Here is a 26,850-nt window from a genome sequence, read left to right as displayed (position 1 = left end):
GCCCTTCAATTAGCTCTAACTATGAATTAGTGCATCCCCCTAGTATAGAAGCTCTCCTCTGGGCCCAAATAGGTATACGGCAGCTCCGCAGCGGTCAACACAAGCTTTTGCAGGACCAGGCCCGCATCCAATCCGTAAAAGCGGAGGGTATGGATACCCTTCGTTAAAGCATGAATGGTGGTCACGGTATGGATATTATTCATAACCGCGCGGCACCACGGTTCATTATCATGATTGCCACCCGCAAAATCCGTAGGTAGAGCATCCGTAATCACTGGCGACTGTGCATCGAAGCCTATCGCATATTTTAATCCGCTGGACTGTGACAGGTTGTTCGTTGGGGCAATATACGCGGTTAAGCTGTAATCTGCATCCTGCTGTACTAAAACCTGATATTCCAGATAAGGTGCACACTCCGGTTGTTCAAAAGATACAGCATCCGGAAACATTTTAACCGAGGATAAAGAACGCCCATAGTTAGCAATGGTCTTCCATTCCACCCCTGATTGTGCAACACGGCTTGAGGTATGCTCCGCTTCAATTGCCACTCTATTATGCGCCTCGATAAAGGTCATCGCTGGCACATCCTGAATGTCAGTCCAGTCCACAGCTACATTCACCTTAACGGTGCCCCCGGCACCACAGATCGTAATTTCACCCGTCGATGCCTCACGGACCTTTTCCCAATCTACAAAAACCTGTAAGGACTCCCCAGCCTTGATCCACCCCGATGTTTTCTCAAGCTTGATCCAAGCTACACTGCTTTTTGCCTGATATTCAAAACCCGCTTCTCCACCGTTGCTGATTGTAATGCAATAATTTTCCTTTTGAAGATTTGTAAAAACCGGAAGATTCGCTGTACCCGCAACATACGCTTGCTCCGTACCTTCAACATCAACAATCAATATAGAGCCTTTAGCGGGAATCAACATGCTCACCTCTGGATATTTCCACCCTTCTGCATTCCAGTGAATATACCCGACATGAGGGGAACTCATCATCCCTTGCCATTTCCCTTCTGAAATTCCGCTATTATAAACCTGTTCCAGCTGTTTATCCCTTTCGATGGCTTCATGAGTCAGAGTAGCGTAAGTATTTGCCAATACACTGCCTCGTCCAGCATATAGCTCGTTAAGTCCAGCATATATTTGCATCTTGAGCACATTGGCTGAGGCAGCAGCAGGGAAATATACAAGCTGGTAGTACGCATCTTTTAATGATTCAGGAATAAGAGCATAGTATTGGTCAGCGGCATTCTCCATCCTAATCGCCTGCTTTAGCACTCTCTGTGCCTCATTGTAATGGATTGGACTGAAGGTTGACGAATAAATAATCTCCGGCTTGCGGCGCCCATTTATTCGGGTATAATCACTCAGCAATTGCGCGATGCCCAGGCATGTCTCATGTTCCAGTGCATATCCGAACTGCTGCTCTACCCATCGTTTGGTATATTCCTCAGTCCGGTTAATCGCTCCAGTACCCCAAGCTTCAAAGTCATAGGCCAAATCCATAAAGTAGGAAATGGGCAATTCCATAGGCTTCAAATCCCCGACGTTCACAATCCATACCTCACGGATGCCATAGTCGAATGCCATACACATTTGCTCCCAAACCTTTTCCAGCGGAATCGTATTTAACCATTCATAGGAATGCGGACCACCATGATAGTCAAAATGATAATACATCCCCCACCCTGCACTCCGATCACGTTCGTGTTCCGTTGGGATTTTGCGGAGATTGCCAAAGTTATCATCTGCCAGCAGGATCGTAACCTCATTCAGGACTTCCCAGTCCTTCAAGCCTTCAACCTCAGCAGTGCCATACCAATACTTCTCCACTTCCTTGTATACGGCTAGAATTTGGGGCGAGTGCTCAAGATTATATTTCTTTAATAATTCTTTTTGCGTAAGGATGATGTCCTTCAGCAGGTCAATATTCTCCTGGTCGGAGCCCTCCAGCGCAGAATCACTTTCTCCCCGCATCCCTAATGTAATTAAATTGTCAAAGTCCTGATTCCGTTTAATTCCATCTTCCCAGAAATCCGTAATGGCCTGTTTGTTTCGGGCAAAATCCCATAAGTTACTTGTTCCATATTGGTTATATACCTTCTGCCATTCACTGCCTGCCCGAAATAAAGGTTCATGATGGGAGGTTCCCATTATAATGCCGTATTCCTGTGCGTGCTGGGCGTTGGCGATTGGATTGCTTTTACCGTTAAGGCTGAATTCGGCACTCCACATCGCTGGCCATAAATAATTCCCCTTTAATCGAAGAATTAGTTCAAACACCTTGTCATAGAAATCTTCATTAAAATCACCAAATCTTTGAGTTACCCAAGAGCCTAAGGACGGCCAGTCGTCATTCAAAAAAATCCCTCTGTATTTAACCGAAGGTTCTTTGGAGATCCTATGTAGCTGGCTATCAGACAGGATCAAGGTTGCTTTCTTCTCTGGTACAACATCTGCCCAATATTCCCACGGACTAACGCCAATTTTTTCGGAAATGGAATAGATCCCGTACATCGTCCCGCGTTTATCGCTCCCCACAATGACGAGCGCCTTGTCCACTCCTGCTGTCGGACGTTCAACCACCTGAATTTGATAACATTCCCTTTTCCCTTGGATAGCGGACACATCCACAGTTCCCTCCGCAATTAAACGATCGATAAGCTCATTACTGCCGATCGATCCAGCGATTATGACTGTTCCATCCAATTCCTGCAATTCTGTATATATCTCAGGTTCAACCTCTGTTACCTGTTTAACATCTGCTGCAAAAGACTGAGCCACGCGGCGCAAACCGGCATAATCCTTCCCTTTGGGATCCACGTAAATCTTGGCAGCTTTGCCCTGCTTCACAAGGTTTAATTCCTGCGTAGGCATGATTATTCTCCCCTTAAGCATCCTATTTTCGTATGACTAGGCACATTATATAAGTAAGCGATTTCAACTTCCATGTGCAAACTAGCAAGTTTTTGTAATTATTAAATGAAACTTTGTTTATTGGTTGAACAATCTAGATATTTGATGTTACTGTTAACAGGTATTCCCTGTAGCAGAATCATTTCATTTGCAAGCGCATCCATAATAAGAGAACCTTACAAAGCGAGGATGATCCATATGGAAAAGAATAACGAATTCATTGCAGGCGAACAGATTGAAGGTCCGAAGGCTCCAAAGGACCCGGCTGATCGTAGAAACGGCTTTTTTGTGCTGTATGAAACAGCCATTGAAGCAACAGCAAGAGCCGAAGGCAAACCGTCACAGGAAGTTTATCTGGAAGGTAACTATCTGATCGATAAGGCCAAATTTTTAGGCGGTGTTACAAACGAGGCAATTCTGGAGTTTCTGGGGAGCAGCACTGGATTTCGCAAATTGGTCCATAGTATCGGAGTATCCGTCAGAAGGGCTAATGCGCAGGAAGATCCAGTCACTTTTTTATTGCAGCACTGGGGCAAAACTAGTAAATATGAAACCGGCAGTTATTTACGTGTACCCTGCCCCGCCGATGGTTCAGAGGTTATTTTGAGGTTAGCAGATTGTCCGGGTTCTGAAGAAGATGATGTGCTCGGAAAATTTGCTTTTGAATTTAATCACGCAGGCGAACTGGCGATTGCGAGTGTTATTTTTTATTTGCACGACGGCTATTCTGTTCCAGAGCTAATCCTTGAACCGCCGGTTGCTTTTGAATCGAATGAGTACCAAAAGATCATTACGCAATCCTTGCTGCACGCTGGCAATAATAAAAGATTAAAAGCTGCCATAAATAAGGCTATAAAGGGCGAGGAAGTCACGATCGCTTATATTGGAGGTTCCATTACTCAAGGAGCCGGTGCTAAGCCGATACACACAGAATGTTATGCCTATCAGTCGTATTTAAGCTTTAAAGACTTATTCGGCACAAATGGTGGTGAGAACATCCACTTTGTGAAGGCTGGGGTCGGCGGGACACCCTCCGAGCTTGGTGTCATCCGTTATGAAAGAGATATTCTTAGAGACGGGTCCGTAACACCAGATATCGTGGTAGTGGAATTTGCGGTAAACGACGAAGGGGATGAAACGAAGGGCAATTGTTTTGAAAGCTTATGCTTAAAAATACTTTCCGCCGATCATCAGCCAGCCGTTATCCTTCTATTCAGTGTGTTTATGAATGACTGGAACCTGCAGGATCGGCTCTCCCCCATTGGCCGCCATTATAATCTTCCTATGGTTAGTGTAAAGAATGCCGTATCCGAACAGTTCTGCCTGAGTAAAGCTAAAGGCAACATCATCTCGAAACGGCAATTTTTCTATGATATCTATCATCCCACAAATGAGGGACACCGGGTAATGGCTGATTGTCTCGCTTATTTATTCACCGAAACCCATAAATCACTAATGAATGAAGATGAGATCTTATTGGATCAACGACCGGTTATCGGGAATGATTTTGCAGGAACCCTCCTGCTGGATCGAAAAAACTATATTGACGCAGGTAAGATCGAAGCAGGCGGATTTTCGGGGATCGATACCGATTTGCAGCGGGTAGAAATGAATGCTGACTCTCACGGTACTCCGGAATTCCCTCATAATTGGATGCATTCAAGAGCGTCTGGAGAAGAAAGCTTCAAGCTGACAATAACGAGTAAAAATCTCATCCTCGTATACAAGGATTCCGGCAGCAGCGAATTCGGAAAGGCGGATATCTTCGTAGACGGCAGCCTTGCAGTTACTGCTGATCCTCACGTGAACAACTGGACACATTGCAATCCGGTAATTCTATATCAAAACGAAGCTAGCAGTGAGCATCAGATAGAAATAAAAATGGTGCCCGAAGATCAGGATAAGTGCTTTACTATTCTAGGCTTCGGTTATACGCTTTAATCAACCAATCATAGTAATCATGCTTATGACCATATTTATAAAAGATACCTATAGTGCATAACATAATAAAAAACCCGCTCGATAAGCGGGTTTTCGCTGTTATATGGACAGAATTGCTCACATTATTGCTCTCCCCTACTCCAGCTCAGTTCCTATCCCTTTTTCCCTCGCTTGCTTCACGTAATACACCGCTGTAGCAATATCGAAAACGGCCATCCCCATCGGGCAGAAGAAGATCGGTTCATCTTCGCTGAAATCAGCTAGGCTGTGGCGCAAGACGACATCGGTAATCCGTCGAGTGCCGTCACGAGTTAGCCCCTGTTTCAGATGAAGCTGCTCAATGTCCGTATTCTCACGGCACACTTCATCCCAATCGTCGACAATGATGGCTTTTACCGAAGCTAAAGCCTCCGGCTTATAATCACGAAGTGAAACATTCAGCAGAAGGCTACCCTTTTCAGGGGGGAGATCGATATACCGATGTTCTGATACGGTACAAGTAATGAAGATATTCGAATGCTGATAAACGTCCGCCCACGTCTTAGCCACTTCCATCCTATCTCTAAAGAGAGATGAGATTCCTGATAAGTCTACTCCCTTGATATCGAAAATCCGGATACGCTCGACTTGGTCCCCATACAGAGCCGTAACCATTTGACAATGATACTGCCCAACCGGTCCCCAGCCGATAATGCCTAGATGAATCCGCTCCACTGAACGCGCCAGCAAAAAGGAACGAATCATCAGTCCGCTGATGGAAGCCGTCCTAATGATACTGGGAAGCGGAGAGTTCAAGACGGCTGCAGGCTGGCCTGTACTTGGTTCATTCAAAACAATGATGCTATGCGCACGAGGAAGATCAGCCTGAATATTATCCGGGAAACTGGAAATCCACTTTATCCCTGCTGCGTTCACCTCTCCCCCTACGTAAGCGGGCATTGCAATAATCCGGTTTTGTGGACTCTTATACCTTAGGTAAGGCTTTATCGGCTGCACATAATCACCTGAATCAATGATACCCACAGCAGTTTCTATCGCCTCCACAAGAATAGGCCAATCAACACCTACTGCCCGTATATCTCGATCATTTAAGTACAGCATACCGTGACCTCCTTATGAAACATATCCTTTCTTACATCTCTGGGCAATCGCCACATTCAGCCAAAAGCTCCTGACCGAATTGGTTCAGAATCCATGAGTCAGAATATACGGTATCGAGGTAACGCTCTCCCTTATCATGCAGAATGACTGCGCAGACAGCTCCCGGAGTCAATTCTGGCTCTATTTGCTTCACGGCGGCAATGACTCCCCCGGACGATGCGCCAGCCAGGATGGATTCGTTCTGCGCCAACATCCGGCAACCTTTTACGATATCTGAATCCGAGACATGCACGATATGGTCGATTAGATCTGTTCTGCAGAAAGGTGGCACGATGCCGGCACCTAGTCCCGGAAAGCGCCGTGTACTCTTATTCCCTCCAAAAATCGCGCTTCCCTCTGCATCGACAGCCACGATCTTGGTCCGAAGTCCGCTATCCCTTGCGTATTCCGCAAGACCCCGTATGGTTCCGCATGTACTAACGCTGCAAAATAAATAATCCAGTTGTTCAAGATCAGTCACGATTTCTTTCATTGTCGTATGGTAGTGGGCTAAATAATTATTTGCGTTCGCATACTGATTCGGCCAGTAGCTGCCTGGTATTTCCGCCAATAGCTGCTGCACACGTTTCAATCTAGCAGGAAGAAACTCCCCTGTTACGGGATCGGGATCAGTGACATAGTCGATTTTGGCATCCAACGCCTTCAGAATTTGTAGATTCGTTTCCGTGGTTCTAGGATCAATAACGCTGATAAAACGCATCCCCAAATACTTACAAATCATGGCCAGGCTGATCGCCATATTTCCAGAGCTCGATTCAATGATCGTGGTTCCCGGACCTATTGTTCCTTCCTTCCACGCCTCTTGGATCATCCGCAGGGCGGGACGATCTTTGGCGCTTCCTCCCGGGTTCATCAGCTCCATTTTTGCATAGACGTCAAACTCACTTTTATAGAACAAGCTCTTCAGCTTGATTAAGGGTGTATTTCCGATCGTCGACAAAATACCGTCAGTGACGTCCATCTCTGCGCGATCTTTATCTTTCTGGTAATATAGCTTTTTGTTCTTAACCTTTCCGCTGTCCATCGGCTCGTCTTTCCCTACTATAATGACCTCAATATCATCCAGCAGATGGTTTCGAATCATCATGCCGATTTCCGGAATGCATTCCCTAATTTCCTCTTTGATCTTCGGGACAATGGTGTTATCCGCAGATTTACTTTTGATATAAACGCTCAGCGCGTTCTTCCTCACTTTGACCCGAATGATCGCATCTTCGATATGTCGGTATACGACCTGTTCGATATCGTACAGGCTGATTTTCTCCCCATGCTTCAGCTCCCGACCCACCCGTTTGACGATGGAACTAAAGCTCTGTTTCTCCACACCATCTACCATCACAGACCTAAAGTCCCTTACAACGTCATAGGTAACGAAACGAATCGCTGGCAGCATTGTGCGAACCATGGAGGTAAGAACAAGAACACTTTCATCATTACTAAGCGGACTTAGTTCTTCGCCAATCTCCTGCGCCCCGATCGCTTCTGCAAATATCCCATCAGCAAAAATATACCTGCCAAGATCATGTGAATAATAAGCAATCGTGCCTATTTCAATAGAGCCATACGTATCAATGATGTCGCGCGGTTCAAGACCGAACAGACGGGCCATATTCCGCTGCCACCCTAATGAGGCGATTTCCCCAACCAAAATAATCTTACGGATTCCAAAAGCCTGCGGATCTTTAGTAGCATGAACGATATGATCAAGGATGGAAGGCATAGTGTAAAGCAGGTCAGGCTTGAAGGTTTGAAGTTGTTCAATATGCTGCTCGATTGGCAATTCAAAGGCAATTGAACAATGTTGCAATCCTAACCGCTCAAAAATGGACAACGCAGTGTTCGCCGCATGCCCAGTACCCATATCCGCCAAAGCGCTAACGCATCCACTTCCCGCAATAAGATCACCGTACAGCTTCGTTTTAATATCTATATAGTGCTTATCGTCTTCCTTAGAGTAAAGAATGGCTTTTCGACGGCCAGTGCTTGTACCCGACGTCCTATATACGGTCAAAGAAGGATCAAAGGGTTGATTATAATAATAGGTATCTAGCGTTGTCGACGTCATAAGCGGAAGTGTCTCTAAGCTATAATTCGTTCTTTCGCCGCCGATCAGCCCCCTATACCAGGGAAATGCCTCAATTACTTTAAGCAACTTATCCTGTAATTTGTCTTTGTCGAGCAGCATGATGGCCGCCTCCTGTTGACCGCATGCTGCAGCCCATAGATAAATACCTACCATAATCATATGTCGAATTCTTTCAGTGTGTTCTACGATTTGGTAGTTGCCCAATCAAAAGCTAAGGCATTTCCGTAATATAGCCTATGGATCTTTTAAGACGGAGGGGCAGAATGATGAATCAGATCAGTCGAATATCCAATAAGCTGACGAAGACAAGGGTGCTGGTTAGAAATCAAGCGTTAAATAAACATGTCCCGCTTACAAGAAAAATGGATAAGAACACTCTCTATGAAATGCTACACAAATATAAGATGGTGTATATTAAGCCTTGCTGCGGATCATTAGGACAGGGCGTAATACGGGTTGAACTCACTCGTGCACTATACAGCTACCAGTCCGGTACCCACGTACACAAATATTCTAATTATGACACGGCATATAGAGCCATCTTACGAGAAGCCCAAGGGAAGTCCTATTTAGTTCAAAAGGGGATCAGGCTGTTGGTGTACAATGGCCGCCCCTTCGATATCCGGGTAATGGTGCAACGAAATTCTAAGGGTGGGTGGGAAGCAACAGGGGTTGCAGGACGCGTGGCGCATCCTCGCAAAGTAGTTACAAACGGGAGTCAAGGAGGAACGATTTATCCGGTTGAGGAATTATTGAAAGCCTACACAAGCGCAGAGAATTGTACAATATTGATCCGATCCCTGAAGCAAATTGGAGTGAAATCCGCCAGACAGCTTAGCACTGTCTATCCTGGCCTTCAGGAAATCGGTGTAGATATTGCCTTAGATCAACGTCTCAAGCCATGGATCTTGGAAGTGAATACCGCTCCTGATCCATGCCCGTTTACTAAGCTGAAAGACACCCGTATGATTGACCGAATTGTCAGATATGCAAAAGTATACGGTCGCACATACAATCTTAAGTGCATGAAATCAAAACAGGGTGTCGTGTGAAGCATAGAGATTAGAGAATCCATATGCCGCGGCGAACTGTGAATCCTCAAAACTACAATTCGCCTTTTTGTACAGAGGTATGTTTCGGGAGTTTATAAGATAGATGAGAATAGACGAGAAACGCCCTCTTTAAATTTGATCATTAAGGATCTTTCTTTATAACGTTCAGGGGTAAGTTCTGTACTTAACTGGCTATCTTCAACAAACAATTCTTGAAGCTGTTTAGCCACTTGCTCATCATATACAATCGCATTAACTTCGAAATTTAGTCTAAAGCTCCGGGAATCAATATTCATTGTCCCAACAGATGCTACTTCTTCATCAACTACAATTGTCTTAGCATGCAAAAAACCATTTTCATATAAAAGAATTTTTGCCCCATAATTCAATAATTCACCTGCATACGCCCAAGTTGCCCAGTAAACAAAAGGGTGGTCAGGCTTATTTGGAATCATAATCCGTACATCCACACCGGATAGGAGTGCAATTTTACATGCATCCATAAAACTGCTATCCGGAATGAAATATGGCGTCTGAATATATACACTCCGTTTGGCATTTAAAATAAGCTTAATATACATGTTTTTAAGATGTTCAACTAGCGAGTTGGGACCACTAGACACAATTTGAACAGGACTTGATCCGACACTTCCTTCAGTGGTAAAGGAAAATTGATCGAAGCTTACCTGATGCTGTTTCCGGGCATGCTTCCAATCCAGAATAAATCTGCCTTGAATTTGATTAACAGAATTTCCCTTCATTCTAAAATGTGTATCCCGCCAATAGCCAAACTTTTTAACTATCCCTAAATACTCATTTCCCACATTAAATCCACCAATATAAGCAATTTCTCCATCGATGATACATAGTTTTCTATGATTTCGATTATTCATTCGAAAATTTATCGGTCTAAGCAGTGATGGAAAAAATACCTCTACTTCTCCACCCGCAGAAAGTAGTTCTCTAAAGAACTTAAGAGAAAGTCTCTTGGAGCCGATTTCGTCATAGAGAACCCTCACTTTTACGCCTTCTTTGGCTTTTTTAGTTAATTCATCTCTTAATTTTGTTCCTAAATCGTCAGGCTGGATGATGTAATATTGAATGTTGACCTCTTTTTTGGCATTTCTAATATCATTAAATAAAGAATCAAACTTTTGTTTACCATCGTTAAAAATAGCTATCTCGTTATCTGTTGTCATTAGCGCATTCGATGAAACAAGGTTCATATGAATTAAATCAGCATACTTCGTTAACAAAGAGCTCTGATCCTTGCGTTGATCCTTTAATGTAGCCAATTGATGGTCTACAGTTGATTGTAGATAATTCCTTTCTTCCACTGAAAGGCCAAAGAAATTCTTTTTTGCTAAATTACGGCCAAGAAACAGATAAACAATAAAGCCCAAAATGGGAATGAAATAAAAAACCATAAGCCACGCCCACGTATAACCAATATCTCTCCTCTCGAAAAATAAAAAACCTGCAGAAAGCAATATGTTTATAATCATAACAAAAGAAAGTATCCACGTGACCAGACTGCTGTTGTCCATTAGGAGTTCCTGCCTTTCTTATCTTTCTATAGATGCCGGTATTTCTAGTTTTGCCAAAAGACAGTTTATCCATCGTCTGATAAATCAATACTTCTGTAAATGACTAGATAGAGTACTATAGCATAATTGTCCATCTAAGAAAACATTTGATAAAAAACTCAAAAATTAAAAGATAAAATCATAAAAATTCACATAAAAACAACAGCCCTAATGCAGTAGTTCTGCATCAGAGCTGTTGTGACTTTTTAATTAATGTGAGAAATATTTAAACAATTTATTGTAAATTAAGGACAATTTCTCTCCCAGAAAGAGTGACAATGGTTAACGCTCCATCGCTGAGCTTAACTTTCAAATCTTGCTCAGGTGAATGCTTGAAGACGTCATCAGCTTGATCAGCCTGAATATCCAAAGCCTCCTCTGAAGGTGAACCAAATATAGCCGACGCGAGCCAATGAATGCCCGGCAGAAGGGTGGTCGTCAGCATCGGCAGGACCGTCCGAGGGCGAAGGAGATTCGTATTGGCATTCGGCCAAACCAGCTCACCCTTCCGGCAGCCTAGCAAATCCTTGATTCCACTGGTTCCCCAAGCAGTGGAGGCCATCGCACCAGCCACATCGATCTTCGATAACATTTCATTCTCTTGCCCAAGTGCGAATCCACCCTCTGCGGTATCCAGCGACCGTCCAGTTTCGACTCGATGAATCCGAATATGCCAAGGAAGTCCGGCGACAACCCAAGTCTGAACCTCGACATTGGCCCACGGCCTCCAGACGGAACGAAGGACGTTGTCTATAATCTCAGACTCTATATTCTGGCGTCGTACCCGGTATAAGTTGTCTCCGCGCTCACTCAGCGCAAGCATAGAGTCGAACGCTCCTTGGGAGAGCCCCCATTCGGAGCGGGGCACGCTGAAGCCGAAGCCTGTTGAATACACGAATTTCTCGTATTTGGCCGAGGTATGGGTATGTTCATTCGTGTATAAATGTCCGCTGTTGAAGGCTGCCACATGACCGGAAGCGGGCTCGCGGACGATGACAAGATGTGCAGGCTTCTGAACCATGACCGCCGGAATGGCCGGCAGCGGCAGTTCCTCTTCCTTCCAGAACGGATGATCCGCCCCTAGAGCCAGCGGCAGGAATGTCTTTAGCGCCCAATACGGAGATCCGGGGGCATTGTAATTCTCCGCCATGACCAGATTCGGGTAAGTATATCCGATGGTCAGTACGCCATAAGCGTCAACAATCGGCTGGCTGAACCACCAACGCAGATTTCGCAGCACCAGACCTTTTACCACACCAGCGGGAAATCCTTCAACGTCTGCATAAGCCAAGGCGCTCCAGAATGCCGATTGGGCAAAACGGTAAGCCAAACTGCGCCCATATGGAAGCGCAGAGCCGTCGGGTGCGAACCAGCCGATGAATTCAGCAGCAAACAATCGAGCCCGATCTTTGAACATACGGGAACGTTCGGAGTCTTCCTGCTCCATCAGCTTTGCATACAGCAGCGCATAGTAATGAATAGCAAAAGGTACGTAATAATCGCTGTGGCCGTTAATTCCGTCGCTGTACCAGCCCTCACCCAGATAGAAATCATCCATGCGCTTCAAATTGTTTTCCAGCTGCTCTGCGTCGTAGGAACGGCCGATTTTACGGAATCCGACATTGACTAGAACGTTGAAGAACAGCCAATTACAGTCATAGCAAGGATGGGCATTTATTTGATTCAGCCAGCGGTATAATTGATCCTGCTCCTTCGGAGCAAGCGGCAACCAAATCCGTTCCGGAATGGCTGCCAATGCGAAGCCGAAGACCGCCATTTCGACCAAACGCTGGTCGTAATCCTTTACCTCTCCCCAATATTCTTCATGAGAAGGATCGGTGCCATGCCGAATACCATCCAGCACGATGTCCCAGAGTTCGCTGTCTCCACCACCAATGAGCAGGGGTACCAGCCCCCATAACACCCGTGAGAAACCTTCCATTTCAGCAGTTGCTGCCGAATAGCTCGCCCCGGTTCTACCGATTTCAAGTCGTGCGCTGCCTCTGCTGTAGTGCGGCCGAAGCGGATCCGTAAGCTGCTCAAGGGCGATCACCAGATCCTCACGGGTCTTCAGCGGGTTACCGCCGATCCGAGAAAGTGATTTCTCATTGTTCATCATAATCACCCCTACTCCCAAAAGAACGGCCCTGCGGATTTAATCCGGGCTAATGCTTCGACATAGAAAAAATCACCATAGATAAGCGGAACATCTATATTCCGGTCCTCAGGGTAATTACTTGTACCATGAAGCAGCAACCCTTCCTCGTCCGCATTGTCCCAACTGCCATAATTTTTGCAGAGAGATTCCACTATTCTTATAGCCCCATTCCGGTACACATGAGACTCCGAATCATCCACCTGGTCGGCAAGCAGCAGCAAACCACTTGCCGCGCAGGAACCGGCGGAGCTATCACGCAGCTCGCCTACTTCAACGGGAGCACGGAAATCCCAATGTGGAACGTGATCATCCGGCAGTCGGGTCAAGAAGAAATGCGCTACCTGCTTGGCTGCATCCAAGTAGCTTTGCTTTCCCGTATGATGATAGGCAAGCGCTAGGCCGTAAATAGCCCAAGCCGTGCCCCGTGACCAAGCCGATTCAGGCGCAAAGCCTTGTCCTCCAAGCTTCTCCACCACTCCACCCGTCTCCGGGTTGAATTTGACGATGTGGTACACGGAGCCGTCCGGCCGGATAAAATGCTCCAGTACAGTATCCATATGCGCCTCTGCGATATGACGATAGCGGGGATCACCTGTTGTCTCGGAAGCCCAGAATAACAGGCTGGTGTTCATACAGCAGTCGATAATAGCAACTCCGCTGTTGTCCTCCCCTTCACTCCATGGATTCCAAGCCCGAATATAATGTCCTTTCAGATTGAAGCGGGCTGCCAGGTAGTTGGCCGCCTTTAATGCCCGAATTTGTGACGCTTCACTACCCGTTAACTTATAATTTGCCACACTGGTAAGAATCCACATGAAGCCTAAATCGTGATCCAGCTTAACGTAGCCGTCCAGTACCTCGTCGAGTCTCTCTTCGCAGCGTTCCGCGATCATTTTAAGACTTTCGTCCCCGCTCTCAGAATAAAACTGCCAGAGCATTCCCGGCCAGAACCCTGCTGTCCACCAGTTCGGTGCCTCAAGCAAGTATTTACCACCTTGACTCGCGTGTGGAAATTCTGCACCGATCTTTCGACTGTTACATCTTGTCTTTTCAAGTGCCTTGTTCCAAGCTTCATCCACCCAAGTTTGTTTTTCCGTTATATTCATTTCAAACACCGCCTTCTTCGAATGGTTCGCTTTTATATAAATTGAAAGGTAAATGTTAATTTCCCTTCAGAATCAGGTTGAAGAGCATGAAAGTCGAGCGTATGCCAGACCGTATTCCTGCCAAAATGATCCTGGTACTCACGTACGGTAATTTCTGGCTCTACGACCTGGATATCATAAGTCACTTCCACACCGCCTACTTCAGTTCCGGGCAGCAGTACGACACCAGATCGAAGTATCTTTGGACGACGCCAGGTTACGAACCGCTCCGTAAAGCTCTCCGGCCTACCGTTATACCGATACTCGTCCATTAACTCTAAACGAGGACGCTGCTCTTTATACCAAACCATAGAGCGGATCAGGGATTGGAGATCTTCCGCTTCGTATGCCTGAGACAGCTCTAGCTTCAACTCGTCCCGCTCCACCCCAGCCGACGCATACAGAACTGTAGCACTATGCTTCCTGCCAGCCAGTTGATACTGGCCGCCGATGATAGGAACCGAATGTCCCTGCGAGCCATTGCAATCATATTGATAACGGCCAGCTCCAAAATATTCAGCCGTATACTCTCCACTCCCGAGATCAGCTGCATAGATTTCGCCTCCACCTAACAGAATGAACTGTCCCAGATCATTATGATTATGAGGTTCAGCGTTATGCCCTCCCTTCGCCGCGAAGCCGAACGAGCTTCCTCCGGATATATATCGTGAAACGAGCCATGCCGCATCAGGAAGATAATAGCTGGCCGCTTTCCAATCCTGGTTCTCTTCCAGATCACTGGTCTTTCTCCAAATCAGATTTCGAAAGGCCGGGGCCCAGCGACTACAGTGATCCTCTGTGAAAGGAGCACGCAGCTCAGAAGGTGGACATTCGACATCTGGATAGATATCAGCTAAATAATGAGACAGTCCCATATGAATGTGAATTTGAGTCTCAGAGTCAGAGAAATTAGCGACAAAGCTGCTCCCAAGAAAACATTTCTGCTGGAATTGAGCAATGCTCCGCACTTTGTCCGTTGCAAACCAGTCTGCTCTTCCCTTACTTCTAACCCGGAGAAGATCGCTGTAATACGTGAAATAGCCAAATCCGTAGTTCCAGTAACTCAGACCTTCAAGGCAGGCCCCATCTTCCCCGAAGCCTTCCAGATAGTAGCTCATGCTGCGCTCTGTTTTCAGCAGGATATCCGTCAGCGCAGCAGGATCATCCAACATCAATAAGGCGGCTGCCCCGATCGACCCTGCGCACACTGCTGCCCAGTTATGCCGTGCAGTCTCCCATTCATAGGGACCACAGTTAATAAAAGGTCGAAATATTCTCTGCTCAACTTCATGTCTGATTCGGGATCGAAGAAGCAGCGGAAGTCGTTCTCCCAGTAATAGAGTAATTTCTGCAAGGGTAAAAGCAGTCTCCGAGGAGAACAGATCAATAAACTGGTTGATATTCACTGTATTATGATCTGCAGGAAGATGGGCTGGTAGGCACCATGTGTACTCTTCGCATATAGACCACAGGATATTTTCCAGGTTCTCGAGAAGTCTGACATTATCCGGCTCAAGCAAGGTCATAAATACATATGTATTCAGCCTTCTTCTCCGTTCGAAATAGACCCTTTCATATTCCAACCTTGAACCCGTGCGCGCAAAAATTGAAAATAGCGTATCCGTCAGCTCCGATATAGGCTGGCTGTCTAATCTTTGAGCCTCCTCGCGGATTTCGATGATATCTTCCTTTAATATCTCGGATGATAAGGCCTGTTTCCAAAAAGCATCCGACGCTCCATTCGGATAATACAAGCTCAGATTTGCCGGCTTCAGCACTTGGACAATTTCGAAAAGCTCCTGTCTGTTCATGCTTTCTTCCTCCCTTTGCCCAGTTAGATCAGATCCACCTCTATCTACTCAAGGCATGATCTCTCATAACATCCTCACCGGCTGCAATTCTTTGTGCGGTCCATTTCAATTCTGTCCCTGCCCAGAAAGGATCTGCAGGCAGTAGCCCCAGTGGAAGGAATACCGAAGCGCATAAATAAAGACTTCCCGTATTGATGTAGCTCTCAGCAAGCTCCGGCTGGTAGCCGTATACCCCTGGACGTAGCCATCCGGCCTCATCCAATGTCCCCGTAAACCCCATAGTCCGTGTAATTACAGCAGTCAAGGCGCAGCGTACCTGTGAGGGGAATAGCGCATCCTCCAGAAAATGCTGCAGCGCCGCTTGGGATAGCAGTTGAAATGCACCAAAACGGTAAACGATGGAACGCCCGATGAACGGATACGTACCGTCTGGCGCAATCATTCGTTCCAGAACCGTTGCGTATCGTTGTGCCCGCTCTACAATCAAGAGCTTCAATTCTGAATATTGCTCCGATTCCCGTTCAAAGAGTGTAACCAAATCCACAAGCATCGGCTGAATGACAAAGCTATTGTAATAATCCCAGTGGAAATCCTTACCGTCCCCGTATATGCCATCCCCTTTGTACCAATCCATAAACATATGGATCGCATATCCCACGCGCATCCGGTCATATTCTGAATCGCCGAGGATATATAAAGCTGCTTCGACCATTGCGCTAAATAACAGCCAGTTGCTGCCGCTAGGCGCTGTCCGGCGCGTTTGCTTCAAAGCTGTTATTAAATTACCTTTCACCCGCTCATTCAGCTGCCCTGCAAGCCGCTTCGGTGCACGCACCAAAGCATGAGCGAGGAATGCCGCATCGACCAACGGTTGGCCTTCGGACTTAAAATCCATATAGTCAGGCGATGATGGATCAACAGCAGCATCGATGCATTCCAGCATCAATATGACATAACGAGCCCTGAGCACTTCTTCTTCACCCTCCAGCCCTTTAAGCTCTAGCCAGGGAGCCATTCCACAGGATAACCTAGAGAATGCTTCCAAGTGCGCAAATGAACTCCTGTCACTGTTAAACTCCGTAGGTAGCCGTTCCTTTAATTTTCTCTGCGACAAAGCGTCAAGCACTGGGTCCCCGATCTTTAGCATCGTGTCCAGCCAATATTTACGCTGTTTCGTACCATTCATACACAATACCGCCCTTCCAGTTGCGTCTATTCAGCAGATGCAGGTTCCCGTTACTCTTGTTCTGACCAGCTATATACTTGGTTGATTGCGTAATCTTCTTCTATAGTTTAGTGTTATGTTATTGCAATGTCTTTGCGATTTATGATCATTTATTGCGTATCTTGCGATCAATTTGAAAGGGGCTCTCTCGATGAAACATGCCCAGTATTATCAGCCGTTCGAAGGCGACATACTGGCGGGCATCGGCAATTCACCGATCTCACCCACCAAAGATTTTCATATTCATGATCACTTTGAAATCTTCCTATTTTTAGGCGGCACGGTGAACGGATTTGTGGATCAATATAGCTATCCGCTTCAGCGGGGCAATGTGCTCTTATTCAACAATCACGAGATTCATAAAATCATTAATCTATCTCCGGAGCCTTACGAACGTTTAACTATTCATTTCAAAGCTCCACTTGTATATCCCTTCTGTACCGCAACTACAAATCTGCTCGCCTGCTTCCAGAACCGTCAGAACGGAGAGTATAATCTGGCTCAAATGGATGAAGCGCTGCTTGCAGAGTATATGGCGCTTGCTTCCTGCCTGATTGCATCCTTGGAGAACCCTCAATACGGCAGCGAGGTTTTGGCCCTTACATATCTGATTCAGATCCTTGTCCTCATTAATGAGCTATATAGCCGTACCGTTTCCACTATACCTAGCATTATTTCCTCACATATTCAAACAGCCATGAGCTATATTGATAACCATCTCCATCTAAATCTATCGCTTGAGCAGATCGCCGGGGAGTTGAACGTCGATAAATATTATCTTAGTCACCTGTTCAAGCAACAGACCGGAGGAACAATCTACCGTTACGTCCTGCTGAAAAAGATCGCGTTATCCAAACAGCTCTTAACCGCTGGAAACTCCGTTTCCGATACCTGTTATCTATCCGGCTTCAATGACTATGCCAATTTCATTCGTACCTTCAAGAACATCACGGGCATTCCACCTGGAAAATACGGCAAAAAAAGCTGATCTTGCCACTTATCAACGCTCCGCAATTGTAATCTGAAACTATAAAGAACCTGACAGCCCGCTACAGCAGCTGCCAGGTTCATAGAAGTATGGGCCTTACAAATGCCCCAGCAGATTGGCAATGACTTGTGCACTTTCGGCACGGGTCATCAGCTCTTGAGGCGCGAATTGCTTATTGCCGCGTCCCTTAATGAGCTCCGTCTGCTCAGCAATCCTTGCTGACTTCTGTGCCCAATCATGAATCTGGGAATAATCACTGAACGAGCCCGCAGAAACTTCTTCTACCTTGCTGCCATGTAAATATTCATAAGCCCTGACGATCATCACAGCCATTTCCTCACGGGTGATGCTGTGATCCGGTGCGAAAGTATCCGAACTGCGGCCAAATACAATGCCCGCTTCGCTTACAGCTGCAACGGCTTCGGCATACCAGGCTTTGGAGTCCACGTCAACGAACGCCGAATGACCTCCTGTCTCTAACCCTAACGCTCTTGCAATCATGGTCGCGAATTGTGCTCTTGTCACTTTCCCCTGTGGATTAAATTCGGTATTAGAAATGCCTTGCATAATATGTTTGGCAGCCATGGTCTTAATAACATTACTAGCCCAACTATCTGCACTGACATCCGAGAAAACCTTGTCATATTCCAGGACCGCAAACTGGCTAAAATGCTGTATTTCCGCATTCCATATTCCAGTAGTTAGCGTTCCTCCCATAAACTCAAGAGCTCCGTCCCCGGCGATATAGTAGAGGCCGAGCAAATCGGTATTGGCATCCGAATCGACGGTGAAGGTAATCGTCAATGGCTTGTCAAAACGGGGGATCGGAATGGCAGTACCGTCCACACCTATACCTTCCAAGCTGAAGTTAATTACATCGCTTGCAGCAGTTAACTGAACCGAACGGTTGACAGCCGGGTTATTCATAAGCTGTTCCACGACAGCTCTTGATACCTTCCCGGCCGAGAGCTTGAGGCGTGCCCCATCTGCTTGATCTCCCCCAGCTTTCTCTTGGATGCTCTTCAGCGCTTCCGGAGTCAGCTGAATAGTTAACGTAGGCCATACGAGACGTAGCGTATTTACTCCGATGAGTTCTGATAACCCCTCAGGAAGCAGTACGGAATCTGTAGTTTCGTTAAGCTGAACCGTTATAACCCCTCCAACCGGAGCGGTAAAATCATCTCTGTCAAGAATCCGTGTGGTTTGCGTCAGCGGTGTTGATGTTGGTAATATCGTCGGCGCTGTTGTTGACACTGGGCCCGGGGTCACTGCAGGTGCAGGTGTTGGCGCCGGACTTGCTGTGGGTTCAACTGTCGGTGTTGGTTCTGCCGTTGGTGTTGAAGTCGGCGGTTGCTGAGCTTCGGCAATTGTAACTGTTCTAGTGACTTCTGCTGCCGCGTTGCCTACGGAATCGCTCACATTATAATGATAAATGTAAGTACCCTCCACTGTAGTATCTAGCGTTTCGATGCTGTTTCCATCCTTCGTAATCGTAGCTGTAATACGTTCTGTGATGTCGCCATCGCGGTCATCTACTGCTGTGGCTCCAGCATCTGTATAGCTAGCACCATTATCCAGTTGAACAGATGGTTCACCAAGCAGGGTAATGATCGGCTTCAATACATCCGGATCTTCCGATACGATTACTTTTCGGGTAACTTCAGTAGCCGCGTTGCCTGCAGCATCGCTGACATTGTAATGGAAAGTGTAGATATCCGCTTTCGCCGTATCTAATTCAGTTAGACCATACACTTCACTGCTGACCGTTGTAGTGATGCGGTCTGTGATGTCACCGTCTTCGTTGTCATACGCTGAGGCTCCGGCATCTGTATATTCAGATCCTATCGGCAGATTAACAGTAGCCTCACCATTCAGGGTAATCACCGGTTGAAGACGATCCGGCTCCGGCAGCTTAATCGATCCGCTGGCTGCAGCTTCCGCCTTCGCCTCGCCCTTGCTCAGCGTTACCGTGAAGCTGAAGCTGCCGGCTGTGTCATCCGTGGCTTCCTGGAACGAAGATAGGGTGATGTCACCTATCGTAACCCCTGTATCACTGAACCCGATCAAGCCGTTCATCGTTGTTTGGAGCAGCCAAGTCCGGACTTTGTCCTCGCTGTTAGCTGTTGTCTTCTGCACGCTGTATGCAGCGCCTTCTATAATACTCTTGGCCTCGTTCACAGCTTGCTCATTGGCAATGCTGACCCTGTCCTTCGCCACAGCTAAGTAACTGATCACAGATGCCTGAGTATTCGTATTGTTTATCGAATATTTCACGACGCCGCTCACCGGCAGCGTAAAGTTATGAGTGATCGTGATGCCATTAGGACCTGCGAGTACACCGGTCTTGACCGTTTCGTTCACCGTTTTCCCTTCAGCATCCATATAGCTAAGCGTAATATCCATCGTGCGGTTGCTCATATTCCACCAGTCCCGATGGAATGATGTAATCGTGTACTTCCCTGCGTTTAGTGGGAGGGTGTAGATCAGAGGTGTATTCTTTGTATTCGAGCTGTAGACACCTGTCTGAGTTTTATCCGTAATAACCACGGCACCTCCGAGCCCCTTGAGATTATAATTTGCTCCTGTATTGGTATGACCCCACATAGCACCTGTTGATAGTTGATCCGCAGTGCTGTTCAGGAGGCTGTCGCCCACGAAATTTTTGATCACCGTATAGGGTGGTGTGACACCATCCGCCGAAACACCAACATCCAAAAAGTATACGAGACCTTCTGGCACCACTTCTACATAAGCAGTGGTTTTTAGATTGCCATAAGTACCAGTTACAGCTACCCTTTCATACGGCGTGTTGAAGCTAACTGCACCTACATTCCACTTCACTGGCACAAGTAATTTAGATCCGTCTTCACGGGTAGCCTCCAGCTTATCAGGAAGAGTCGGCAGTTTACCGACAGAAGTGGCAGTATCCTGAGGAGCCGCAAGCTCCCTTACATCCCCTGTAGTCAACTGGTTCTGAGCGGAAGTGAGACGTCCCGCAAGATGAATGGCTCCTTCTTGATCCAATCTGTAGTCAGCCGCATTCTCCAGCGCTTCCTCTGCGGCACGCTGTGCGGTGGCAAAAAGCAGCCAATCTCTCTCAGGATACTCATCCAGCTTGTTAATTTCTTTTGCAGCGGTTACTGCGGCTTGCAGCGTTGCTGTATCCACAGCACCTTTTACTTCACCGGAAACAACTGCCACCGCGTCCACAACCAAAGTGCCGCTTAATACCCTTATCTGAACGTTATGCTGTCCATATTTAAGTCCGCGAAGCGTGTACGTTTGGTAAAGTTCTTTAGAGGCCATCGTATCGGCTGACAGCATGACAATTTCATCATCAACAGTCACTTCTAACTTAGCCGAGCCATTATTCGGTCCCAGAATATCTAGCCCAGTGCCTTCAAAAGAATATTCCATCGTTGCATCCGCACCTTGACTAGTGGATAAGGAACGTTGGTAAATATACATACCGGCACCATTTTGATGACTCCACAATCCGTTGTATTGCAATTTAGGGTTAGGTGTAGCTGCCAGGTCATACATTTCAAGATTATCCAGTAGTTCGGAATAGTACGGCGCATAGCCGTCAACCGTCTCAACTTTCAAATTGTCGAAGCGAACATGATAATATCCGCTGGCTAAATCTACCCGACCAGACAATTCAGGGTTGGGATCGGTATAAGAAGCCAGTTTCACATCTTCCAGATAAGCAGTTACTTTATCGCCTGCAACCTGAATGGCAATGTTATGCCAGGCATCATGTGCGGCGTTGAATCCAGCCAGCTTAACTCCACCGGAACCGCTCACTACATTCCCACTCGCTACTGCACTATTATTGACCAGTAGCTGCCAGCCTCCGTCAAACCAGAATTTCAGCACATAAGGTGTGCCGTTTATAGTGTGAGAGCTGCCACCTCCTTGATACCGTGCACCAATCGCAGCATAATTGGCTCCGCCCTGCGTATTGTTCGTCTCGAATGAAACATCTACACTGGCCTTGTAATTCGTCCATCGGTTATCACCGATAGCTGTTACGGGGTCTCCACCGTTCCAAGTGCCACCTAGCCCCATCATTTCGGTATCCAGCTGTTGGCGCAGAACATAGTTGTCCGTCCCGTCCGGAAGATAAGCCTCGAATGCGCCGTTACGGTCATGCGTATAGCGCGGTATCACACTTTTAGAGCCGCCACGGGATTCTATATAACTTTGGGTGCCAACACTCTGCCCACCTGCCCCGATTTTCACAACGGATTGATTGGAATAGTCAAAATCATCCGCATACAGGATATTGTCTGTGGTATTTTGCACCCTGCCCGTTGCATCGGTATCAAGCACGGTGCGGTCGCCTTCTACAGGTATCGGCGTCTGAAATGCCTCATTATCCTTATTCTCCAAAGTGGTCACGGTCACTGTCGAATATGGTTTGACATGAATGGTATAAACCCCACTGCCATCAGCAACGATATCCCCGAGATATTTCATATAATTGCTGTTAAAAGCTTTTCCCTCGTCTGCCGCACGAGTCTCCCACACTTCCAGTGATGGATTGTCCGTATAACCCATATTGACTGTCTGTAGCTTGTAGGTTTTAGCATACTCGCTGTCATTTACGATAACGGTCGAGAAATCACTCTTGTCAGGTGCAGCAAGAGTCATATAGCTAGGAGAACCGTTGCGGCCGCTGACAGGGTTAGTGCCTGCTGCCCCCGTAGAGCTAGCCTTAGGAACCGCTCTCCAAATCTCTGCCGTATTATTCTCGTTCTCCCAGCCCAGATTTGCGAACCAGCTGTAATGCTGCAGTGTAACAAGACCTGCATCATAGTGAATCCAGCCCGACCACGGATCACGCGCGCTAACTAGTTCCTTAAATGAATATTGTCCACCCTCGTAGAATGAACCGATGGCTGGCTGATAAATAAAATGCGTCCGGCGGGAATTGACGAATCCTTTAATAATCGTATTGCTCATCTCCAGCGGACTGCCAACACCGCCGATGCCGGTTCCTTCCACTGTAGGGTCTTTCACATTATTGTTGGGACGGAAAGCAGAGTTACTGAAGGTTGACTGCGCCTCACTGTTCCATACTTCAATATCATATTGCTCTGCGAGCTTTTTGAAATTTCCTGCGCTGTCGTCGTCAGTGTTATAGTGATATCCGGCGATCGGAGCCGCATCCCTTAGTGAAGCGTCGCTTACCATACTGCCGCCAAAGGAACCGATCCCTACTTCATCAGAGATCACAACCTTGATCTGGTTATAGAGCGCTTGCTCCTCTGGACTTGCAAAACCTTCGTTATCTGTTTTAACTCGCTCAGCGTACTGTTTGGTCCATGTCAAATCCGGCGAATGCTCGTTGATATGAGGATTCACGTAGTCGACCATATAACCATACTCTCGGTAAGCGGCAAGAATCGTCTTTTTATACCAGGTATAGATTTTATCGTTGTTGCTTGCCCAGGCCGGAGCACTCCATCGCAGAATGCTGACCTTGAGACTCGGATTCGTAGCCTTGGCGTCTGCCGCAAGCTGGAATCCGGGATGCCGGGTGACATTGGCTTCTTCATCGGCCGTACGCATGGTAGCCGGGTCCGGACCGGTAGAATTGTTGCGGTCATTGCCCATCTCGATTTTTACATGCGTCATAATGGGATGATCTCCACCGAACAGAATCCGCAGCATCTCCATGTATGCATCCGGATGCTCTGCCTTATAATCCATCAATAGGGCACTGGTGCTGTTGGCACTCAGTACGCCAAATCCCTTGAACGTGAGGCCGTTGACATTGTCTGCTTTAATATCGTTGCCGTCGAGCAGAACCTTGACCATAGAAGCTGCGGTCTGCCGAGCCTCTTCGATCTCTTTCTGAATCCCGCCCTTAGCAATGGCGAACCAGCTCAAGATAGGTTTCTCACCGGAAACATAGGCATAGGTTAATGTCATAGGACTGCTAGCGTCGATATCACCGGGAATAGTGAATTCGCCGGAAATAAGCTGAGTGACATTAGTATTGAATGGTGCAAACGATATCGTCTTTGTTACCCCATTTGTATCCTTATATTCGATCTGAGGCTGTATTACTCGAGTGCGGCTGCCATACCAATCATGGAAACCACTACTGAGTGTATAGGTTCCAGCTTCTGGAGCCATTAATTTATATACAATATGATTGCTAGTAGGGTCGGCACGAAGTCCTACTGTCCATATGGATGGATCAGTTGCAGGATCGGCAAGTCCCCCGTCTTTGGAGTTTTTCACTTTGTTTATGGAATCATCAAATCCCCAGATTGTCGTTCCGCTGACATATTTCTGATCCGGTGACTGGTTGATTAGCAAGCTACCTGTCAGCGTTTTGACTGCTTCGTACAGCGGCGAAGCAGTAGGGACATTTCCTACGGAATCTCCCCCCCTGCCGCTATCCACAAAGTAAACCAATGGATGGTTTGAAGATGGGATAACTTCTACGCTGGCAACAACCGGTTCTCCGTTCGCTGTACCAGTTACTGACACTGTGTCATAAGGTACGGCAAAGGTATCTTCGCCAATATTCCATTTCACAGTTGCAGACTGGCCTCCAATATCAATGCTAGCAGGCAAAGTAGTTTCTGCAGATGTCTGCACGCCCATATGGGCAGCTGCGAAGATCGGATCCATTGTTGCCGCAAATACAGTTGGCATATGGAATGCCGGAAACATTCCTACTACGAGCGCAGTGGTCATCATTATTGAGATTAACTTTTTTCCAATGGCGTACTTTCTGTTCATTCTCTAATCCTCCTTTTTGCTGCAAATAGCTTTTCGGTATACTCCATGCTGGAATTTGTCAACGGCAAAGACAACGAGAAAGCGCATTCATTTCATAGGTAAGCTAAAAAAACTGGCAGCATGCGAAGACTGCAACTGCCAGGTTCAACCTATCTAGCCTTTAATACCAGATGCTGCGACGCCTTGCACGAAATACTTCTGAAGTGCCAAGAAAACAATCACAACCGGAATAATGGAAACCACACTTGCAGCCATAATTAGACCGTATTCGGCGGAATATTGCGAAATAAACATTCGGAGTCCAATTTGAATGGTCTTAAGCTTTGTATCCGTCAAATAAATCATTGGTCCCAAAAAGTCATTCCATGTGGCAACAAAGGTGAAGATCGTCAATGTGGACAAGGCTGGCTTAGATAACGGCAGCATGATTCTCGCCCAAATCCCATATTCGCTCAAGCCATCGATTCGGGCCGCCTCGCATAATTCATCTGGGACTCCCTGATAGAACTGGCGCATCAGAAATACTCCGAAAGCCGAGAATGCCTGCAATAGAATGATTGCCAGATGGGTATTATTAAGTCCCATGTAACGCATCAAGATAAATTGCGGCACCATATATGCCTGCCAAGGAATCGCAATCGTAGCGATATATCCAAGGAATAATACATTTTTCCCTCTGAATTGCAGTTTGGAGAACGCATAAGCAGCAAAGCTTGAAGTCAGTAGCTGCAATATCGTTACGATAATTGATAATTTCGCTGTGTTATAAATGAAGCGGTCCAGCGGAATTCGGGTCCAGATATCCACGAAATTCTCCCAGCGCGGATTTGCCGGAATCCATTGCATCGGAAACGAGAACACATCCTTGTTCAGCTTGAGTGAAGAAGACAACATCCATATATATGGAACAAGCATACAGAGCACTGTCGCAAATAACAAAATATACACTAGCACCATTGTGCCGATTCTAATTCCTTTATTTGTACCCACCATATCTTTTGAATCCTCCTATTGTCCGTATTTCTTCTCGCCGCGGAACTGGACGATGGTGATGCCAAGTACCAGCAGAAACAATACAATGGCCATGGCGCTGGCATATCCGTAATCAAGCGAACGGAACGCCGTATTGTAGATTTGATAAACCATAACCCTTGTAGAATCGTTCAGCTGGTTATCAGCGCCGGCAAATAGGTTGATAAAGATATCGTAGACTTTGAATGAATTGATGACTAGAATCATCAGCACAAAGAAGGAGGTAGGCGCCAGCTGAGGGACCGTCACATTGCGGAATCTTCTCCATGCATTGGCTCCATCAAGTTCAGCAGCCTCGTACAATTCAGGGTTGATCCCCTGAAGACCTGCCAAGTAAATGACCATGTAATACCCCATGTTTTTCCATACCGTAAACAGTATTACGGTGAACATCGCCCAGTGTTTATCCGCTGCCCAGCGGGGAAGCTCCTCCAGTGGGATGCCGGTAAGGGTATGCAGAATATTGTTGATCGGACCCATCGTAGGGCTAAAGATAAAGTTCCATACGGCAGCAACAGCTACCAATGAAGCTACATATGGGAAAAAGAATACGGTTCTCATGAAATTACGGGCCATTATCTTCTGATTAAGCAGAATGGCCAGCGCGAGCGCCACAATCATAGTGAACGGTACTACGCCAATAGTGTAAACAATGGTATTCCATAATGCTTTGTGAAATGTTGTATCTTTGATAAGCCGGGTGAAATTGTCCAGTCCGATATACTTCATTGGATTGGCCCCGTCCCATTTCACAAAAGCAAGAATAAAGGCAAAGAACATGGGTACCAGCGTAAACACGGCAAATCCGATAAAGTTTGGCGCAATGAAGCTGTAAGCTACCAGGTTTTCCCGGACACCTTTAGACAAATGTCGTTTAGGGATCTTTTTTGTACCCAATATGGTTTCGTTCTGCATGCTTTCTCCTCCAAACCTTCTATAAAAGGCGGGCATACACCCGCCCTTAGAATTCACCAACTCTCTT

14 protein-coding genes are annotated in these 26,850 nt (G+C 46.6%); 3 read left to right on the top strand and 11 right to left on the bottom strand.

What is annotated here, in order from left to right; all coding sequences use genetic code 11:
- Positions 1 to 26: 26 nt before the first annotated feature.
- The gene (locus MHB64_RS11295) at positions 27 to 2,882 is read right to left on the bottom strand and encodes a glycosyl hydrolase 115 family protein (protein WP_341134438.1); all 2,856 of its coding nucleotides are present in this window, start codon (positions 2,880 to 2,882) and stop codon (positions 27 to 29) included.
- 237 nt (positions 2,883 to 3,119) lie between these two features.
- On the opposite strand from MHB64_RS11295, the gene MHB64_RS11290 reads away from it, so the two are divergent.
- The gene (locus MHB64_RS11290) at positions 3,120 to 4,862 is read left to right on the top strand and encodes an SGNH/GDSL hydrolase family protein (protein WP_341134437.1); all 1,743 of its coding nucleotides are present in this window, start codon (positions 3,120 to 3,122) and stop codon (positions 4,860 to 4,862) included.
- Between the two features lie 135 nt (positions 4,863 to 4,997).
- On the opposite strand, the gene MHB64_RS11285 is transcribed toward MHB64_RS11290, so the two are convergent.
- Positions 4,998 to 5,963 (bottom strand): 2,3-diaminopropionate biosynthesis protein SbnB, encoded by a 966-nt coding sequence (locus tag MHB64_RS11285; protein ID WP_341134436.1) that lies wholly within the window; start codon positions 5,961 to 5,963, stop codon positions 4,998 to 5,000.
- Positions 5,964 to 5,994: 31 nt separating this feature from the next.
- Entirely contained in the window at positions 5,995 to 8,313 is a 2,319-nt protein-coding gene (sbnA, locus tag MHB64_RS11280) for a 2,3-diaminopropionate biosynthesis protein SbnA (RefSeq protein ID WP_341134435.1), read from the bottom strand.
- A gap of 59 nt (positions 8,314 to 8,372) precedes the next feature.
- Here sbnA and MHB64_RS11275 point away from each other — a divergent pair, with 59 nt between their 5' ends.
- The gene (locus MHB64_RS11275; protein WP_341134434.1) at positions 8,373 to 9,161 is read left to right on the top strand and encodes a YheC/YheD family protein; all 789 of its coding nucleotides are present in this window, start codon (positions 8,373 to 8,375) and stop codon (positions 9,159 to 9,161) included.
- A 92-nt stretch (positions 9,162 to 9,253) separates the two neighbouring features.
- On the opposite strand, the gene cls is transcribed toward MHB64_RS11275, so the two are convergent.
- The 5 genes from cls to MHB64_RS11250 all read right to left on the bottom strand — a co-directional run bounded on the left by cls (position 9,254) and on the right by MHB64_RS11250 (position 17,047).
- Positions 9,254 to 10,708: a cardiolipin synthase gene (gene cls, locus MHB64_RS11270; protein ID WP_341134433.1), complete on the bottom strand. Its 1,455-nt coding sequence runs from the start codon at positions 10,706 to 10,708 to the stop codon at positions 9,254 to 9,256.
- Positions 10,709 to 10,982: 274 nt separating this feature from the next.
- A complete protein-coding gene (locus MHB64_RS11265) occupies positions 10,983 to 12,866 on the bottom strand; it encodes a DUF2264 domain-containing protein (RefSeq protein ID WP_341134432.1) in 1,884 nt (627 codons plus the stop codon).
- An 8-nt stretch (positions 12,867 to 12,874) separates the two neighbouring features.
- Entirely contained in the window at positions 12,875 to 14,011 is a 1,137-nt protein-coding gene (locus MHB64_RS11260) for a glycoside hydrolase family 88 protein (RefSeq protein WP_341134431.1), read from the bottom strand.
- A 32-nt stretch (positions 14,012 to 14,043) separates the two neighbouring features.
- Positions 14,044 to 15,861 carry a hypothetical protein gene (locus MHB64_RS11255; RefSeq protein ID WP_341134430.1) on the bottom strand — a complete coding sequence of 606 codons (1,818 nt, stop codon included), beginning with the start codon at positions 15,859 to 15,861 and terminating at the stop codon, positions 14,044 to 14,046.
- A 40-nt stretch (positions 15,862 to 15,901) separates the two neighbouring features.
- Positions 15,902 to 17,047 carry a DUF2264 domain-containing protein gene (locus MHB64_RS11250; RefSeq protein WP_280786863.1) on the bottom strand — a complete coding sequence of 382 codons (1,146 nt, stop codon included), beginning with the start codon at positions 17,045 to 17,047 and terminating at the stop codon, positions 15,902 to 15,904.
- A gap of 190 nt (positions 17,048 to 17,237) precedes the next feature.
- Here MHB64_RS11250 and MHB64_RS11245 point away from each other — a divergent pair, with 190 nt between their 5' ends.
- A complete protein-coding gene (locus tag MHB64_RS11245) occupies positions 17,238 to 18,074 on the top strand; it encodes an AraC family transcriptional regulator (RefSeq protein ID WP_094869386.1) in 837 nt (278 codons plus the stop codon).
- Between the two features lie 96 nt (positions 18,075 to 18,170).
- Here the strand turns inward: MHB64_RS11245 and MHB64_RS11240 are convergent, their stop codons facing one another.
- The 3 genes from MHB64_RS11240 to MHB64_RS11230 form a co-directional block, all read right to left on the bottom strand.
- The gene (locus tag MHB64_RS11240; RefSeq protein WP_341134429.1) at positions 18,171 to 24,836 is read right to left on the bottom strand and encodes an S-layer homology domain-containing protein; all 6,666 of its coding nucleotides are present in this window, start codon (positions 24,834 to 24,836) and stop codon (positions 18,171 to 18,173) included.
- Positions 24,837 to 24,989: 153 nt separating this feature from the next.
- Positions 24,990 to 25,829 carry a carbohydrate ABC transporter permease gene (locus MHB64_RS11235; RefSeq protein WP_094869387.1) on the bottom strand — a complete coding sequence of 280 codons (840 nt, stop codon included), beginning with the start codon at positions 25,827 to 25,829 and terminating at the stop codon, positions 24,990 to 24,992.
- A 15-nt stretch (positions 25,830 to 25,844) separates the two neighbouring features.
- On the bottom strand, positions 25,845 to 26,783 hold the full coding sequence (locus MHB64_RS11230; protein WP_094869388.1) for a carbohydrate ABC transporter permease: 939 nt from the start codon (positions 26,781 to 26,783) through the stop codon (positions 25,845 to 25,847).
- Between the last annotated feature and the right edge of the window lie 67 nt (positions 26,784 to 26,850).

Origin of the sequence: Paenibacillus sp. FSL K6-2859 (assembly GCF_038008265.1) — a bacterium.
Lineage (GTDB): Bacteria > Bacillota > Bacilli > Paenibacillales > Paenibacillaceae > Paenibacillus_AQ > Paenibacillus_AQ nitricinens.
The sequence above is the reverse complement of the archived record's forward strand: the minus strand, read 5'-3'. Positions and strand labels throughout refer to the sequence as shown.